Source organism: Brevibacillus brevis NBRC 100599 (assembly GCF_000010165.1).
In the GTDB taxonomy this organism is placed as follows: domain Bacteria; phylum Bacillota; class Bacilli; order Brevibacillales; family Brevibacillaceae; genus Brevibacillus; species Brevibacillus brevis_D.
In genome coordinates, this window is record NC_012491.1 from 3153208 (window position 1) to 3169851 (window position 16644).

17 protein-coding genes are annotated in these 16644 nt (G+C 47.4%); 14 read left to right on the forward strand and 3 right to left on the reverse strand.

Features of this window, described 5'->3' with window-relative positions; translation table 11 throughout:
* Positions 1 to 48: 48 nt before the first annotated feature.
* Together BBR47_RS15050 and BBR47_RS15055 are read right to left on the reverse strand one after the other, a co-directional pair.
* The gene (locus BBR47_RS15050; RefSeq protein ID WP_015891264.1) at positions 49 to 681 is read right to left on the reverse strand and encodes a Crp/Fnr family transcriptional regulator; all 633 of its coding nucleotides are present in this window, start codon (positions 679 to 681) and stop codon (positions 49 to 51) included.
* 32 nt (positions 682 to 713) lie between these two features.
* Positions 714 to 1361: a Crp/Fnr family transcriptional regulator gene (locus BBR47_RS15055; protein WP_015891265.1), complete on the reverse strand. Its 648-nt coding sequence runs from the start codon at positions 1359 to 1361 to the stop codon at positions 714 to 716.
* A 330-nt stretch (positions 1362 to 1691) separates the two neighbouring features.
* Between BBR47_RS15055 and BBR47_RS15060 the strand changes: the two genes are divergently transcribed.
* The 14 genes from BBR47_RS15060 to BBR47_RS15125 all read left to right on the forward strand — a co-directional run bounded on the left by BBR47_RS15060 (position 1692) and on the right by BBR47_RS15125 (position 15454).
* The gene (locus BBR47_RS15060; protein WP_015891266.1) at positions 1692 to 3179 is read left to right on the forward strand and encodes a 4-hydroxyphenylacetate 3-hydroxylase family protein; all 1488 of its coding nucleotides are present in this window, start codon (positions 1692 to 1694) and stop codon (positions 3177 to 3179) included.
* Between the two features lie 28 nt (positions 3180 to 3207).
* A complete protein-coding gene (locus BBR47_RS15065; RefSeq protein ID WP_015891267.1) occupies positions 3208 to 3744 on the forward strand; it encodes a 3-hydroxyanthranilate 3,4-dioxygenase in 537 nt (178 codons plus the stop codon).
* The gene (locus BBR47_RS15070; RefSeq protein WP_015891268.1) at positions 3735 to 4739 is read left to right on the forward strand and encodes an amidohydrolase family protein; all 1005 of its coding nucleotides are present in this window, start codon (positions 3735 to 3737) and stop codon (positions 4737 to 4739) included. Before BBR47_RS15065 ends, BBR47_RS15070 begins: the two co-directional genes overlap by 10 nt.
* Positions 4736 to 5197, forward strand: coding sequence for a RidA family protein (locus BBR47_RS15075; protein WP_015891269.1), 462 nt, complete (start codon positions 4736 to 4738; stop codon positions 5195 to 5197). The genes BBR47_RS15070 and BBR47_RS15075 overlap by 4 nt, the downstream gene beginning before the upstream one ends.
* A 10-nt stretch (positions 5198 to 5207) precedes the next feature.
* Entirely contained in the window at positions 5208 to 6674 is a 1467-nt protein-coding gene (locus tag BBR47_RS15080; protein ID WP_015891270.1) for an aldehyde dehydrogenase, read from the forward strand.
* A gap of 32 nt (positions 6675 to 6706) precedes the next feature.
* A complete protein-coding gene (locus tag BBR47_RS15085) occupies positions 6707 to 7492 on the forward strand; it encodes a 2-keto-4-pentenoate hydratase (protein ID WP_015891271.1) in 786 nt (261 codons plus the stop codon).
* A gap of 22 nt (positions 7493 to 7514) precedes the next feature.
* Positions 7515 to 8402 (forward strand): acetaldehyde dehydrogenase (acetylating), encoded by an 888-nt coding sequence (locus tag BBR47_RS15090; RefSeq protein ID WP_015891272.1) that lies wholly within the window; start codon positions 7515 to 7517, stop codon positions 8400 to 8402.
* A gap of 31 nt (positions 8403 to 8433) precedes the next feature.
* Positions 8434 to 9456: a 4-hydroxy-2-oxovalerate aldolase gene (gene dmpG, locus BBR47_RS15095; RefSeq protein WP_015891273.1), complete on the forward strand. Its 1023-nt coding sequence runs from the start codon at positions 8434 to 8436 to the stop codon at positions 9454 to 9456.
* 12 nt (positions 9457 to 9468) lie between these two features.
* Positions 9469 to 10257: a 2-keto-4-pentenoate hydratase gene (locus BBR47_RS15100; RefSeq protein WP_015891274.1), complete on the forward strand. Its 789-nt coding sequence runs from the start codon at positions 9469 to 9471 to the stop codon at positions 10255 to 10257.
* A 157-nt stretch (positions 10258 to 10414) separates the two neighbouring features.
* Complete coding sequence (locus tag BBR47_RS15105; protein ID WP_015891275.1) at positions 10415 to 11026, forward strand: TetR/AcrR family transcriptional regulator; 612 nt, start codon at positions 10415 to 10417, stop codon at positions 11024 to 11026.
* On the forward strand, positions 11023 to 11691 hold the full coding sequence (locus BBR47_RS15110) for a YqeB family protein (protein ID WP_015891276.1): 669 nt from the start codon (positions 11023 to 11025) through the stop codon (positions 11689 to 11691). Before BBR47_RS15105 ends, BBR47_RS15110 begins: the two co-directional genes overlap by 4 nt.
* Positions 11692 to 11901: 210 nt before the next feature.
* Positions 11902 to 12762: an MBL fold metallo-hydrolase gene (locus BBR47_RS15115; RefSeq protein WP_015891277.1), complete on the forward strand. Its 861-nt coding sequence runs from the start codon at positions 11902 to 11904 to the stop codon at positions 12760 to 12762.
* A 220-nt stretch (positions 12763 to 12982) separates the two neighbouring features.
* Entirely contained in the window at positions 12983 to 13549 is a 567-nt protein-coding gene (locus BBR47_RS15120; protein ID WP_015891278.1) for a DUF1273 domain-containing protein, read from the forward strand.
* Positions 13550 to 13975: 426 nt separating this feature from the next.
* Complete coding sequence (locus BBR47_RS15125; protein WP_015891279.1) at positions 13976 to 15454, forward strand: FMN-binding glutamate synthase family protein; 1479 nt, start codon at positions 13976 to 13978, stop codon at positions 15452 to 15454.
* A 77-nt stretch (positions 15455 to 15531) separates the two neighbouring features.
* Here the strand turns inward: BBR47_RS15125 and BBR47_RS29770 are convergent, their stop codons facing one another.
* A complete protein-coding gene (locus BBR47_RS29770) occupies positions 15532 to 16623 on the reverse strand; it encodes a LuxR C-terminal-related transcriptional regulator (protein ID WP_162023116.1) in 1092 nt (363 codons plus the stop codon).
* Between the last annotated feature and the right edge of the window lie 21 nt (positions 16624 to 16644).

Here is a 16644-nt window from a genome sequence, read left to right on the forward strand (position 1 = left end):
CAAAGGTTATATGGAATGCAGAGGGGGCGAGCCTGAGTAGGCTTCGCCCTATTTACATTGGATGCGAGAATAAACCCGACGCAATCCCTCGATATTCACAACTCGGATGACACTACGTCCAGAAAGCTCAATTAAGCCTTGCTGGCGCCATTTCTGCAAAGTCTTGTTCACTGTCATGCGAGACGTATCAATATAGCGTGCAAAAGACATCTGATCAATAGGGATATGATTACTTCCGTGCACACCTACCAGCTTGAGCAGATAATTCGCCATCGCAAGCTCAATTGGACTGTCAGTGAACGCGATGATTTCAGCCAGGAGACGGAGCTTATCGATTTGTGAATGGGTGAAGATCACGGCCGACTGCGGGTGGTCTTGGCATATACGCGATAAGACCTCATCGGAGAAAAAATGAATGACGGAAGGAGAGGTCGTTATGGCTGATGTCAGGTATGAGCCGTTGTAAGCGCCGTGCTCCCCAAACAACCCACCAGTGGGAATGTAATCGATAGACCGCTCATGCCCGTTCTCAGATAAAAGAGTGATCTTTACGCTCCCTTTGTCTAGATAATAAAATCCAGTCCCCACATCGCCTTGATGGTAGATCGTTGTGTGTTTTCCCATTTCGATCTTCTTGCCATACATGAGGTACGGAGTCCACTGATAGCGAAGACAGGCCATTGTGACCACCTTTCACATTGATTTGCTTTTGCTTACACTGTGCGAGCGGTGTGTGTCGTGAATTGTGGAGGCTTTAGCATATCTGGGCGTTTAACGACAAAGGATCGGTTTTTGATTTCAATGATGCCCTGTTCCTTCCATGCCTTCAGGATTTTGTAGACAGTAATACGGGTGAGGCCAGCACATTCAGCCAGCTCTTGTTGAGTGAGGGGAACCTCGTGGTTTTTAAAGTCTTCGCAAATGTTGAGGAGGAGACGAGCGATTTGCTCTTCTGAAGTCAGCGCCTTCATGTTGATGGCGGCTAGGAGAATCCGCATTTTTTGATTGATTGTTTGCGTGAAAAGAGACAAGAGTTCGGGGCGTGCCTTCAGCATTTCGAGGAATTGCAAACAGGAGAAATGGTAGACGACTGCATTCTTGACAGCGATAGCCGTTGTGAAATGAGGTTGTTGATCCAGCGTTTGGAGTCCCATGATTTGACCAGGGACAACGATGTTCACCAGACGATCTTTCCCCTTGAAGGTAGAGGTCACAATCTTCACTAGTCCCTTATGAAGATAATAAAAGCCTTCTCCGATCATCTCTTGCTTATAGATAGCTGTTTTTCCTTTCACAAATTGGCGTGTGCCGTATTCTAAAAGGGTTTCCCATTTTAAATCCGTTTCAAAAGAGGATACCATTATCACCGCTCCTTTCCTCATCAATGATCTGGCCCTTCCCATCACCCAACATTAAGTCTTAATTTTCTGAACTTATCTCTCTTGATTATATGAAAATAAAAAGCTCCTTACCAATCTTTCAACGTGAAAATGACGTGCATTCGAAAGAAAAACATAAATGATGTTAATTCGTTTACACATCCTCAGTTGCCCATGAATCAGGTGATCGGTATTTTACATTTTTCTGCCGTGATGTTAAGTGGGTTACATTTTTCAGAAAAGACAGACATTATAATCCGGTTTAAGAACAAAAACGTCTCAACCAACAAAAATCTACAGGGAGGAATTTGGGTGGGAATCCGTACAGGTGACCAATACATCCGGGGCTTGGGATCACGGCAACCGGAGATTTGGCTGCAAGGCAGAATGGTGACAAACGTATGTGAGGAAGCTGTTTTTCGACAGCCGATTTATGAAATAGCCAAATTGTATGACATGCAGCATGACGAGAAGTACCAGGACAAGATTACGCATATTTGTCAGGAGACTGGTGAGCGAGTGAACAACGCCTTTCTCGTTGCAAAGACCCCTGAGGAATTGCAGGCGAAACGAGTCTTGTACGAAACCTATGCGGAAGCCACTTTTGGCTTGATGGGAAGAACGCCCGATTTTCTCAATGTCGTCTTGACGTCGCTTTACAGCAATGCGTCTTTCTTGGAAAGGTACAATCCGCAGTGGGCGGAAAACGCGAAAAATTATTACAAGTATGTGCGCGACCAAGACCTTTTTTTAACGCATGCCATTATCAATCCGCAAAATGACCGCAGCAAGTCCTCGCACGAGCAAAACGATGCCTACACTCATTTGGGAGCAGTAGAGGAGACGCCGGAAGGGCTGATTGTCAAAGGAGCAAAAATGCTCGCGACACTGGCGCCGATCACGGATGAAGTCATCATTTATTCATTCCCTGGGTTCCAGCCAGGAGATGAGCGTTACGCCTTGGCATTTGCCATTCCGATTGACACCCCGGGCTTGCGCATCATTTGTAGAGAGCCCATGCAGGATGGAATTCGTTCCGTTTATGACCATCCTTTGGCATCACGCTTCGAAGAAATGGATGCTCTTCTTGTCTTTCATGACGTACTCGTACCTTGGGATCGCTTATTCCTTTACAACAATGTAGAAGCGGCCAACCTGCTTTATCCAAAGACAGGCATTGGACAGCAGCCAGCGCACCAGACAGGGGTGCGAGGACTGTTGAAGCTCCAATTTGCCACAGAAGTTGCCATGCGGCTGGCAGACTCCATCGGGGTAGACGTCTATCCGAATGTCCAAAACCATCTCGGGGAGCTAGCGCAATCGCTGGAATCGGTTAGAGCGCTCCTAAGGACTGCTGAGCTGGACTACGAGACCTTGCCGTCTGGTGAGCTCATGCCGGGTTACGTACAGCTCGAAACCATTCGCGGACTGCTTCCGAAGCTGTACCCGCGAGCGATCGAAGTCATCCAGATTATTGGAGCAGGCGGATTTCTCATGTCCCCGACTGACTCTGATATGGAGCATCCCGATTTAACGGAGGATATGGAAAAGTTTTATGCGGGAAGAAAGGGTATCTCTGGTACAGATCGGGTTCGCCTGTTTAAGCTCGCTTGGGACCTGTGCGGGGAAGCCTTCGGACAGCGTTTGTTGCAATATGAACGGTACTATACGGGTGATCCGGTGCGGAAACTGGCGATTTTTTACAACAACTATAAGAAGTCTCATGCATGCACGATGGTGGATGATGCACTCAGCGTTTTTGCTACCAAAACGGCATCGCAGACGAAGCAGGTTCTTTAAACAAATAAAAACAGGGAGGGTATAGAGCATGCGTACATTGGCACCGATCCATTTGTGGAAGTTTATCGAGGATCACATCGATCAGCTCAAGCCACCAGTGAATAACAAAGTGATTTGGAAAGATGCAGAACTAATGGTCATGGTAGTGGGAGGACCGAATAAGCGGCGGGATTTTCACATTGATCCATCGGAAGAAGTCTTTTACCAGCTCAAGGGCGATTGCTTCGTCGAGATCATCAATCAGGATGGAAAGCGTGAGATCATCACAGTAAAAGAAGGTGAAATGTTCCTTCTTCCTGCGAATGTCCCGCATTCCCCACACCGAATAGCGGATACGATCGGCCTCGTGATAGAACGCAACAGAAACGAGGGAGAACTGGAGGATTTTGCTTGGTTCTGCGAAAACTGCGACCACGAAATGCATCGCGTACGGATTCAACTGACCAACATAGAGGTGCAGGTAAAAGAGGCGATCGAAGGCTTCAACAGCAATCTGGAGCTGCGGACATGCCAAAACTGCGGGCACATCACGTCTCCGGAAGCGAGTGAGTGGAAATGCGAGTAGACTTCCATACCCACATTATTCCAGAGTATCTTCCCAACCTGGCTGAGCGCTTTCATGGAGAGCGCTGGCCAGTTCTGCACCGGACTTGCACATGCGGGGCAACTATCATGGTCGGAGGAAAAGTCTTTCGCGAAGTGACGGATCAAGTGTGGGATCCCCAAAAACGGATTCATGACATGCAGCAGGAAGGCGTGGATAGGCAGGTGCTGTCACCCATTCCCGTCACGTTTTCCTATTGGGCCAAGGCAGCCGAAGCCGAAGTGATGGCGCGGATTCAAAACGATTTTATCGCAGAGACGGTCAACCAGCATCCGAAGCATTTCATCGGATTGGGTACTGTTCCCTTGCAAGATACCGAGGCAGCCATTCGGGAAATGGATCGCTGCATGCACGAGCTCGGCCTGAGAGGGATTGAAATCGGTACCAACGTAAATGGCAACAATCTGGACGACCCGGGACTGATTCCTTTTTTTGAAAGGTGTCAGACATGGGATGTGCCGCTCTTCGTACATCCATGGGAGACGCTGGGGAGAGAACGGATGCCGCGGCACAACCTGATGTACACCGTCGGGATGCCAAGCGAGACAGCGCTTGCCGCAGCAAGTCTTATCCTGGGAGGCGTGATCGAGAAGTTTCCGCGCCTGAAAATCTGCTTTGCCCATGGCGGTGGCTCTTTTCCTTATATTCTACCCAGGCTAGACCAAGGCTGGAAGGTATGGCCGCATCTGCGTCTGACCGAACAACCGCCTAGTGTGTACGCAAAACAATTCTACTTTGATTCCTTGACGTACGACCCACTGAACATCTCATACATGATGAAGCGCTTTGGCGAAGATAAAATCATGATGGGATCGGATTATCCCTTCCTTCTTCGTGAAACACCTCCCGGGGAAGTCATCGATCATACATGGGAGCTGACGGACGAACAGAAACGGGCGTTGCTCGGTGAAAACGCGCTTCGCTTCCTGAACATAAAGGAGATGAACGGACTGTGAAGCATCAGACGGAAACACCGGAGCAACGTTTACAGGCTATGGGCCTTGCTTTGCCTGAACCGAGACAGTCGGCCGGTAATTATGTCGGTTGTGTCCAAGCAGGCAATCTCCTCTTTCTGGCAGGCCAAGGGACAAACGAATATCGAGGGAAGCTGGGACAGGATGTCACGATAGAGGAAGGCTACCTAGCTGCCAGGCAGTGCATGCTCAATCTGCTGGCAGTTGCCAAGCAAGAGCTAGGGGAGCTGGGAAGAATCAAACGAGTGGTCAAAATTCTCGGATTCGTTAACAGTGATCCAGCGTTCATCGATCAGCCCACAGTCATGAATGGGGCATCCGATTTGTTGGTAGAGCTTTTCGGAGACAAAGGCAGGCATGGTCGGTCCGCTGTAGGGATGGCCCAGCTCCCGCTAAATAACGCCGTAGAAGTAGAGATGATCTTGGAAATCGAGAATTAGGAGGATTCCCATGAGTCAGACCGCCAAGGAAAACTATGTACGAAAAGACGCCAAGCTATTCATAGACGGCGATTACGTGGACGCTGTTTCCGGTGAAACCTTCGATACAATCAACCCAGCTACAAATCGCAAGCTGGCTTCTGTGGCCAATGCAAGTGAGCAGGATGTAAAAAGGGCGATCGACGTGGCGCAGCGTACGTTTGAGTCAGGCGTTTGGAGTGAGATGCCTGTAGATGAGCGCGCCAAGATTCTCTGCAAAATGGCTGACCTGGTGATGGAACGTGTGGACGAACTCGCTTTGGTGGAAACGCTCGATGTCGGCAAACCAATCAAAGAAAGTCGGGGCTTCGATATTCCGAGGGCGGCGGCAAATTTGCGATTTTTTGCCGAAATGGCCAAATACATGGTCCATGAGCATTATGAAATGCGCCATTTTATGTCCTACGCCAAATATACTCCGGCAGGTGTGACAAGTCTGATCATTCCATGGAATTTGCCCTTCATGCAGATGACCTGGAAAGCATCTGCGGCATTAGCGGCAGGAAATACCGTCGTTGTAAAGCCAGCCTCGTACACGCCTCTCTCGGCGGTGATGCTCGGAGAAATTGCCAATGAAGCAGGTCTGCCTCCTGGCGTGCTTAACATCCTCACTGGTCCGGGCGGGACTGTCGGGACGGCGATGACGACGCATCCCCATGTACGCCGGATCTCTTTTGTGGGAGAATCCAGCACCGGCAAGACCGTTATGAGGAATGCCGCTTCGCATCTGATTCCAGTATCGCTCGAATTAGGAGGCAAATCAGCCAATATCGTATTTGAGGATGCCGATCTTGATGAAGCGGTAAAAGGGTCGGTTGAGGCGATATTCCGCAACCAGGGTGAGATTTGTCTGGCAGGTTCGCGATTGTTGGTGCAAGAAAGCGTATATGATCAGTTTCTGGACAAATTTATGTCGGCGGTTCAAAGGATCAAGGTGGGAAATCCGCTGGAACCAGACACAGATATGGGAGCGTTGGTTTCCCGTAGTCACTTAGAGACGGTGGAGCACTACATCCAGATCGGACTGGAAGAAGGAGCCAAGCTCGGTTACGGCGGAAAACGGCTCAGCGCGCTGGGTGACGGCAATTTCCTAGAGCCAACCGTTCTTTATGATGTAGACAACAAAATGAGGGTGGCGCAGGAAGAGATTTTCGGTCCGGTCATCGTAATCATTCCATTTTGTACAGAAGAGGACGCTATTCGGATCGCCAATGATTCAGCTTACGGCTTGGCAGGTGTGGTTTGGACCAACGACCTGCGGCGCGCACATCGCGTAGCTGATCGTGTACAGTCAGGTCTTTTGTGGATCAATTGCTGGTATGTGCGTGATTTGCGAACTCCGTTTGGCGGTGCCAAAGACAGCGGGATTGGCCGTGAAGGTGGGCGTCACAGCTTCGAATTCTACTCCGAGGTAAAGACCGTCACCCTAAAATTATAGCGAGAAGGATAGCAAATCAGGGAGGGAGCCGTGTGGACATAGAAAAAATCACGCGATTCGCCGATCATTTAGCGGCGGCGAGTCGTGAAGGCGTGGGAGTCGCGCCACTCACTTTACTGGATCCACAAATCAGCGAGATTGAGGCATACCACGTACAATTGAAGACGATTGAGCGAAAAGTGAAAGAAGGCGCGAGGATTACAGGAAAAAAAATCGGCCTGACCTCTCGTGCCATGCAGACATTGCTTGGCGTGGAACAGCCGGACTATGGACATCTATTGGACGACATGATCGTGGAAAACAACGGAGAATTGCCTTTCGAGCATGTCCTTCAGCCAAAAGTAGAAGCAGAAATCGCCTTCCTGCTGAAGCGCGATCTGGAAGGACCACATGTAACCATCTATGACGTCTTGATGGCAACAGAATATGTAGTCCCCGCCTTGGAAATCGTGGATAGCCGTATAGCCAACTGGCAAATCAAACTCGAAGACACTATTGCGGATAATGCATCGTCGGGCTTCTACGTGCTGGGTGGACATCCCGTGAAACCGCAAGATTTGGATCTTCCTCTAGTAGGAATGGCGTTTTATAAAAATCAGGAGCTGGTCAATACCGGTGTGGGTGCCGCCGCATTGGGCAATCCCGCATCCTGTGTGGCATGGTTAGCGAACAAGCTGCACGAATTAGGGATTACACTTAAAGCAGGAGAAATCATTTTGTCCGGTGCGTTATCGGCTGCGGTTGAAGCTAAGCCGGGGGATGTATTTCATACACGGATTGCTGGACTTGGTTCCGTAGGAGTCAGGTTCGGCAAGTAAAAAATAGGAAAGGAGTGCCTGTATGAGGAAAGTAAAAGTAGCCATACTCGGTTCGGGTAACATCGGGACAGACCTGATGATCAAGCTGGGAAGGTCGCCAATTCTTGAACTGACGTCCATGATTGGAATCGATCCTGATTCGGATGGTCTGCGTAGAGCAAAGGCTGCTGGATACTACGTATTTGACGGCGGATTACAACCGTTTTTGGAAAGCGGTGCGGAACTTGCGGATATCGTCTTTGACGCTACGTCAGCCAAAGCACATATTCTGCATGCCAAGGCGCTCCGGGAGGCTGGAAAGTTCGCCATCGATCTGACGCCTGCTGCTGTGGGGCCCTACGTAGTACCATCTGTGAATCTCGGTGCGCATTTGAATGAAACGAACATCAATCTGATCACATGCGGCGGCCAGGCTACGATTCCGATCGTTCATGCGATAGGGAGTGTGAGTCCAGTCAGTTATGCAGAGATCGTGGCCACTATTTCCAGTAAAAGCGCGGGTCCTGGCACACGTTCCAACATCGATGAATTTACAGAGACGACCGCCCAAGGTATCGAAGCGATCGGCGGAGCGAAGAAAGGCAAGGCGATCATCATCCTGAATCCGGCGGAGCCACCGATCCTGATGAGGGATACGGTCTATGCCGTAGTGGACGAAGGTGCGGACCGACAGGCGATCGTGAAGGCTATTCACCAGACCGTTGCCTATATTCAATCATACGTTCCTGGTTACCGCCTGCGCTCAGAACCGATCTTTGATGAAAACAAAATCACCGTTTTTTTTGAAGTGGAGGGCGCGGGTAACTACCTCCCTACTTATTCAGGCAATCTGGATATCATGACGGCGACAGCGGTAAAGGTAGCAGAGGAGTATGCCAAGTATGTTGTCGGCATCGGCACGAGTATGTAGCTATAGCCATGAATGAAAGGAGGGACCGCAAATGACTCGTGATATTGTGATCACTGAGGTAGCGCTTCGAGATGGAAGCCATGCGATCAACCACCAGTTTACCGTGGAGCAAGTAGTCGAGGTGGCCAGTGCATTAGATGAAGCGAACGTACCGTACATTGAAGTCTCCCATGGAGACGGATTGGCGGGATCATCCCTGCAGTATGGGCTATCCAGGACCCCTGAACTGGAGCTGATCGAGGCTGCCGTTTCCGTTTGTAAACAAGCGAAAGTGGGCGTGCTCTTGCTGCCGGGAATCGGCACGATCAAAGATTTGAAGACGGCTGCAGCGCTGGGGGTAGGCATGGCAAGAATCGCCACACATGCGACCGAAGCGGACGTCTCCGCTCAGCATATTTATCAGGCGAAAGAGCTTGGCTTGACGACAGCTGGCTTTTTGATGATGGCGCATATGGCTGCTCCGGAAAAACTGGCGGAGCAAGCTAGACTCATGCAAAGCTATGGAGCCGATGTCGTGTACATCGTCGATTCAGCTGGCGCTCTGCTACCTGATCAAGCAGGGGAACGAGTCCGAGCATTGAAGCAATGTCTGCATGTTCCCGTTGGCTTCCACGCACACAACAATTTGTCTTTAGCCATGGCCAATACGCTCGTTGCCATTCAAGAGGGCGCTACCTGGATTGACGGCAGTGTTCGGTGCTTGGGTGCAGGTGCGGGCAATACACAAACCGAGGTTCTTCTTGCTGTATTGGATCGTATGGGTATTCAGACAGGCGTCGATCTGTACAAAATGATGGACCTGGCAGAGGATATCGTTTCGCCGATTCTTCAAGTACCACAGGAGATTACCAGAGACGCTCTGGTTCTCGGATACGCGGGTGTCTATTCCAGCTTCCGGCTTCATGCTGAGCGTGCAGCTAGGAAATTCGGTATCGACTCCCGAGATATTTTGATCGAGCTGGGACGACGAAAGGTCGTGGGCGGACAAGAAGACATGATCGTCGATGTCGCAGCGGAAATCGCCCAACGGTACAGCTCTACCAAAATCAGATAGGGGGTGATCAGCGTGCAATCGGAACTATTGTACAAAAGGTTGGCTCAGAAGCTGGTGGATGCGGAGTTAAATAGGGAGGTGGTCGTGAAACTGACGGCTGAATACCCTGAGCTGACCGTGGAAGATGGATATCGTATTCAAGATGAGTTGGTTTCCCTTAAGCTTGAGCAGGGACATCGAATCTTTGCCACTAAAATGGGTTTGACCAGTCAGGCAAAAATGAAGCAAATGAATGTGCACGAACCGATTCGTGGCTACATTTTTGACTATATGAATATCGAGGACGGCATTCTGCCGATCAATGAATTGATTCATCCCAAAGTGGAAGCGGAAATCGCCTTTGTTTTGCGTGAGGATTTGGAAGGACCTGGCATCACGGAGGGTCATGTCCTGGCAGCCACTGATTATGTGGTTCCCGCACTAGAGATTATTGACAGCAGGTATGCGCAGTTCCAGTTTTCCTTACCGGATGTCATTGCCGACAATACTTCATCTTCACGTGTGTTTATCGGATCGACCTGGAGAAAGCCTGATGATCTTGATCTCGATTTGGTTGGCGTTACTCTTTCGATCAATGGCGAGCTCAAAGACTTGGGCGCTGGTGCGGCGGTTCTCGGTCATCCAGCCCACGCGGTCGCGATGCTGGCGAATATGCTTGCTCGCGAAGGACGCAAGCTGTACAAAGGAGATTTGATATTGTCCGGGGGCATTACCGGTTCCCACCAACTACGGGAAGGGGATGTGGTAGTCGCCAAATGGGGTGGCCTCGGAAGCATTGAGTTTGTCGTGAAAACGAGATAGGCAGCAAGGCGAGGAGCCGAGAAGAATGCACGGGGTTATCCCGTATTCTCTCGGCTCCTTTTTATGTTGGGAAGCGAATCCCCTGATGAATCATCTTGACAGTCAGCGAAAGTAGGCGCTATTATCTAACTAACGATAGGTAGAAAATGGTGAAAAAATGAATAAAAGCGAAGCAACACGACAAAAAATTCTTGAAACGACTACATGGTTGATCGGGCAGTATGGAATTGAGAAAGCTTCCCTTTCCATGATTGCTCAGTCTGTAGGCATACAGAAGCCATCCATCTATTATTATTACGCTTCGAAAGAGGAACTAATAGACGCTGTATTCGCATGGATTTTAGATGGATATAGTTTTGAACAATACTTTCAGATTCATGAGTATACGAAAAAGAATTTTGTAGAGAAGATGGTTCGTGATGGCTTGCAATTGTTAGGTGAAGAGCCTACAGATGCACAAATGCTTGTTGTACAGGTATTAAATGAATTTCTTTTATATGGAAACCGAGAATCTTCCCATAATAAAGAGTACCGATTAAAAATTAAGGCCATTCAGGAAGGCTTTATTGACGGTTTTTTTCGATTACTACAAAAAGGTGAAGAATTTGGTCACACTGATTCAAAAGGATTACGTGAAAAAGCATGTGTATTAGCGTTAACACTCGATAACTTATCAAACTATCCGCTGATCGGCATTCAACTAGATGTATCAGCTGTATGGAGAGAAACCGTTACAAGTGTATTATCTAAAAAAGGAGACTGTAAATGAGCAAGAATCATACAATATTACATTTTTCAAAAACGGATAAGGTTATCTTGTGGCTTGGTTTCCCGCTTATCGGTTTAGTGTTCGGCTGGTTTCTTCCGAGTATTGCTAAATGGGGCAGCTCTTTGCCATGGATACCCTTCCAGGGACCCTTACAACTAATTGCCGCCTATAATGGAGCATGGGTTGGCATTGTTACGATGATCCTTGGCCTGATTGCAGGCATTGCCTTGACTCTACTCTCATTCCATGAAAGCTTAGAAACGTCTGTCTACGATGATAAAGTTACCTGTAAACTTCGAGATGATGAAATTCTTTTTAAAAAGAAGGATATCTCCCTTGTATTTATGGATAAAAAGCAATTGGTGTTTTTAGGTCATGATGAGAAGGAACTATTTCGTTCTAAGCAAGAGCTTACGAAAAACACAGTAGGTGCTGCATTTAGAAAGCATGATTATGCTTGGAGCGATACGGACCCATTTCAACATGATTTTAAAATATGGGTTGTGGATTCTCCTGACCTTTCTCCTGCTGCGAATGCTCTATTAAAAGCAAGAGAAATAGCCATTGAAAAAGGAAATGATAAAGAAGCTTTCCAATTGGCTCAAGAACTTTGGAAACTAAGAGTATCCGTAAAAGAAAAAGAAAAAAGGCAATATTATCGATAAAAACTAGCAGGTCTTTCAATATTCTCGTTTTATGAGGCTAAGCAGCTTGAACTGCTTAGCCTCCATTTTATTTTCGAGTTTCACAACCCCCCCTACACGGGCGTTTTTAGTTTGTGCGAGCGGGAAGTGTTGTGTGATAACATGGAAAATATTGCTGAGTTATTCTGTAGAGAGAAAATTACATTGGCGTATTTGGAAAGGGGAGAGGAAATGTCCACGATCGAACAGATTACCGAGCATATCTTGATTATGCATGCAAGTCATGACACGGATCGCCCCATCCTAGCAGCCATTACAGGGGAAAGAAAAACTCTCTTGATTGATGCGGGAAATTCACCGGCGCATGCCGCGTTATTTCGTCAGGAGTTGCAAAGGCTAGGCGTTCGCCTTCCAGATCTGCTCATACTGACTCATTGGCACTGGGATCATACATTCGGAATGTCAGAATGGGATCTACCTACCATCGCGCAGGCAAAAACCGCACATTCATTGAGCAAGCTGATGGGGCTGAATTGGTCGGATGAAGTCATGGAACAGCTCTGTACGGAGAAGATCATCAATGCCAGCACAATGGCTCACATCAAAAAAGAGTACGGAATGAACCGGGACTTGATCCGAATCGTCGATCCGGATATCCTATTCGATGAATCGATTACGATCGACCTTGGTGGCGTGACATGTCAGGTGAACCTTGTCGGAGGGGATCATTCGGAAGATTCGTGCTATGTGTACGTAAAAGAGGATCAAACTCTGTTCTTGGGAGATGCCTTGGGGCCCTCTGTTTATGGCGGACCGCGCAGTTATACAGCCTCCCGTTTTCTGCGCGTGTTGAAGCAAGCGTACCAGTCTGAAGCAATCCTTTTCGTGGAATCGCACGGCCGCCCATTGGATCGAGCTGCCTTTCAAAGGGAACTCCGTGATTGGGAGCAGCTAGCTCTGCTCACAGAGCAATACGGACAAAACAGAGAACAGATCGTAAGCGCGATGTGTACCTTCCTCCAGGTGTCAGAGCTTCCTCATGAATTTTCAGAAGCTCTCGAATGGTTCATGGTAGGAGCTGCCTACCAATGATTCGATTCATCGAGCTTACCGCGGCAACCATTCGGTGATATGTTCGTTCAACTAATGGATGGGGGCCAGATGGTCCCTTTTATTATTCAATGACCCAGAGCCATCTATTGCTTCGATCCTACTAATGGAATTTGGTATATCAGGAACAGTCAGATCTTGTTATAATGAATGTTCAAATTTTAATTTGATGATAAAAGGATCAGCGACATGAGGTGGTATCATGTTAAAACGGTTATTTGTTTCAGGATACAAGGCTCACGAGCTTGGAATATTTAATGAAAAAAATCCGGGATTAGCAATTATAAAGAAAGCACTGAAGCGGGAGCTCGTCAGATTCCTTGAGGAAGAGTTGGAATGGGTCATCATATCAGGTCAACTTGGGGTAGAAATGTGGGCAGCCGAAACTGTTCTGGAATTAAAGAAGGAGTATCCACATTTAAAACTGGCGGTAATTACTCCATTTTTGAATCAAGAGGAAAAGTGGAAAGAAGAGACACAGGATTACTACCGAAATATTGTGACGCAAGCCGATTATATCAATAGTGTCTATCAAACACCTTACCAAGGAGCTTGGCAGCTTGGAGAGAAAGACAAATTTTTGCTATCGAATTCAGATGGGATCTTGTTAGTTTACGATGAAGAAAACGAAGGCTCCCCGAAATTTTTAAGTAAGCTTGCCGCAAAAAAAGCAGATAATAGCGATTATCAGTTGTTTCGAATCAACGCATATGACTTACAGGCCATTGCAGAGGAACAGCAGCAAGAATTATACAATGACTCCTTCTAATTAAACAGCGACAAACCTAGGTTATTTTTTTCGCACCACGCACAGCTCTCTGCGCGTGGTGTTTCGCTGCATGACAGCGGTCGGTCGACCACATTAGTCCCAAACTTCCTCTCCCATTTAGGACATTAGAGTTTGTACTAGAATTCTTGTCGCACCACGACAGCTCCTTTTACATTTTTCGTCGATAGCCTCGCACCGGAGCATCTGTTTCTCTCAGGATGTACTGCTCAACGACGTTTTTGTGAGAATAAACTTGTCTAACTGGCTTATACTACAACCAGGAAAAAAAGAATACGATACTGCGGTAAGCCAAATGATGGTAAAACACAAAATTCTTGAAAATCCGGCTACTATCGCTAACCTGCGCATGGATCATTCTTATCTGCATGTACGCTATTGCTAACGGTATCGAAGGGGAGAAGTATAATGGGAAGTAAATGGATGTCTTTTGACATCGGATCATTTACGGGTACAATGACAGCCATTCTATTTTCAGGAATTCTAGCGCTTATGTTTTCCAGGTCGTTGCTGCAATGGATCATTGGCCGGTTCACGAAGCGGCTCATGAATGAACGGTATCCCGAAAACATTTGGGAAATGGTAACGGCTTTGACTCGCCTGCCACCAAGAATTTTGATTGAAAATAGCTTGCGAGCTTCAGAAGGGGCCGTCATTGAAAGACCGTTTGGGAGTCCGCGTAAATTTCTTACTTACGACGGACTTATCTTTTCACCGGCACAACTGGCTACGTTAGTCACCCCTGAAGATGTAGATATAGATATGCGGATTACCATCGGACCTCAGGCAAAAAAACCTTTGTCGCTGGAAATCCCCATTATGGCAGGGGGAATGGGGTATGGAATTGGTGTGTCAGAGAAAGCAAAGATAGCGATTGCAAAAGGAACAGCTGCAGTCGGCACATTAACAAATACGGGTGAAGGGGGGTTTTTACCCGAAGAGAGACAAAACGCCAAACATCTAATTATTCAATACCACAGCGGTAAGTGGTCAAAAGAGCCAGAAATTCTCAAACAGGCCGATGCAATCGAAATCCATATCGGGCAAGGAGCTATTGCTGGTGCGGGGAGTTTTATCCCTTCGGAGTACGTTCAGGGAAGAGCCAGAAAAATCTTGAAAGTGGAGAATGATGATTATGTCGTGATTCCTTCCAGGCATAAGGATATCAATAAACCGCAAGATCTTCGCAAAGTAGTTGATCATCTGCGCGCCCTTACTGGTGGAATCCCCATTGGAGTTAAAATATGTGCAAGCGCAAAGATTGAAGCCGATTTAGAAGTCGCCATTTTTGCAGGGGTTGATTTTGTGAGCATCGATGGCGGACAGGCAGGATCTAAGGGCGGACCTCCCATCTTGGAGGACGATTTTGGAATTCCCACCATTTATGCCGTTTCACGTGCCGTACATTACTTACAAAAACGCGGGATGAAGGAAAAAATCACCTTGTTAAGCGGAGGAGGATACTTCACGCCATCTGATTGCTTGAAAGCATTTGCGTTGGGCGTTGATGGTGTCTATATGGGGACGGCACTCCTTTGGGCGATGACGCATGATCAGGTAACAAAAGCAATTCCTTGGGAACCTCCTACTCAACTTGTTTTTTATCCGGGAAGTTTAACTGCTCAATTTGATGAGCAAGAAGCAGCAAAGTATTTAGAGAACTTTCTTACGTCTTTTGTGGAAGAAATGAAAGTCGCGATTCTTGCACTGGGAAAAACATCTGTTCATCAAGTTGGCGTAGATGATCTTGCAGCCCTTGATGAATTGACGAGCAAGGTAACAAAAGTCCCTCTTGCCTATGAACCGTATATCCTGTCCAAAGAGTTTATGGACTCGCTATTGGTTCCGAGCGAGGATGACACTGATCAATTGAGGCCTATGCTGTGAGTGCGAATGCATTCACAGCTTTTTTAGTGTAGATCCCCTGCCGTATGCGCTTATCATCGCGTCATAAGAAGATGAAACTACCAGTTAATCTTGTAACACAAGCTCGTTCTGTTCGTTACTTCCATTTTCTTATAAATATTTTGCAAGTGCCTTTTGACCGTATTCAGACTGATGTGTAATTTGCCCGAAATCTGTTTGTTTGTAGATCCTTGCTGCACAAGCTCGTAAACTTCCCACTCTTTCGGGGTCAGGAGGGCAAGCTTGTTACTGTCATGCGATGCAATTCGGCTGGCTATTTTGCTTTTGGGGACAAGGTATATAACATATTGAAGCTTTCTTTGATAGGAAGCTTGAGTCTGAAACGAGTGCTGGACATGTATCGTTACTTCCTGCAGTGTAGGTGAATGCACTGTCGTGACATAAGCAGGGAGCCTGTTGGTAGAATGGTCTGCCAGAAGCTGCCCAATAAAGGCTTTGATCGGATTCGTCCATATATTCCCACAGGTCAATTCGATGCAAATGTCCCGGGCCGCCGGATTCACATAGCGGATAAAGGCAGGGGGCTCGACGATAATCATGCCGATGGAGGACATATTGGAATGGGTCTCAAACAGTAATTTTTCATTCTCCATCTCTTCCACACGTGTATGCATGGCCAAAGTATTGGCAATATGCTTGGCAAGGGTCCCCAATACTTGGGCATCATCAGCGGTAAACCCTTTTTCCTGTTTGGAGCGTGCCAATCCAATACCGCCCACCAATTTGTTTTCCTTTTCCAGATAAACACTAATCATATCGTAGTTTCCGTATACTTGCATAAATTGTTTATAGTAAACAGATTGTTCATATTCCTCATAGGACATGATGTCATTGATCCGCAAAGCCTTGCTGGTAGAAATCAGGTGAAGAATCTTTTGGGGATGCAGCAAATCGAATTGAAAATAATAGGAAACATATTCTTGGATTAGTCGGTCCTCGACGTTGTAGGTGAGCGGATCGCATAAATTGCCTTGTCTGTCAGCTGTCCAAAAGATAGATCTGTTAAAACCAAATAGTTGTGACAGCGAAAGCAATACCTGCTTGCGAAAACTCTCTGCGGGAACCAGAATGGAGTCGATAAATTGTAGAACTTTCAAATAATCTGTTTTCGATGCGCCCTTATCCAGCAAATTGTTTTCCCCCTTATGGTA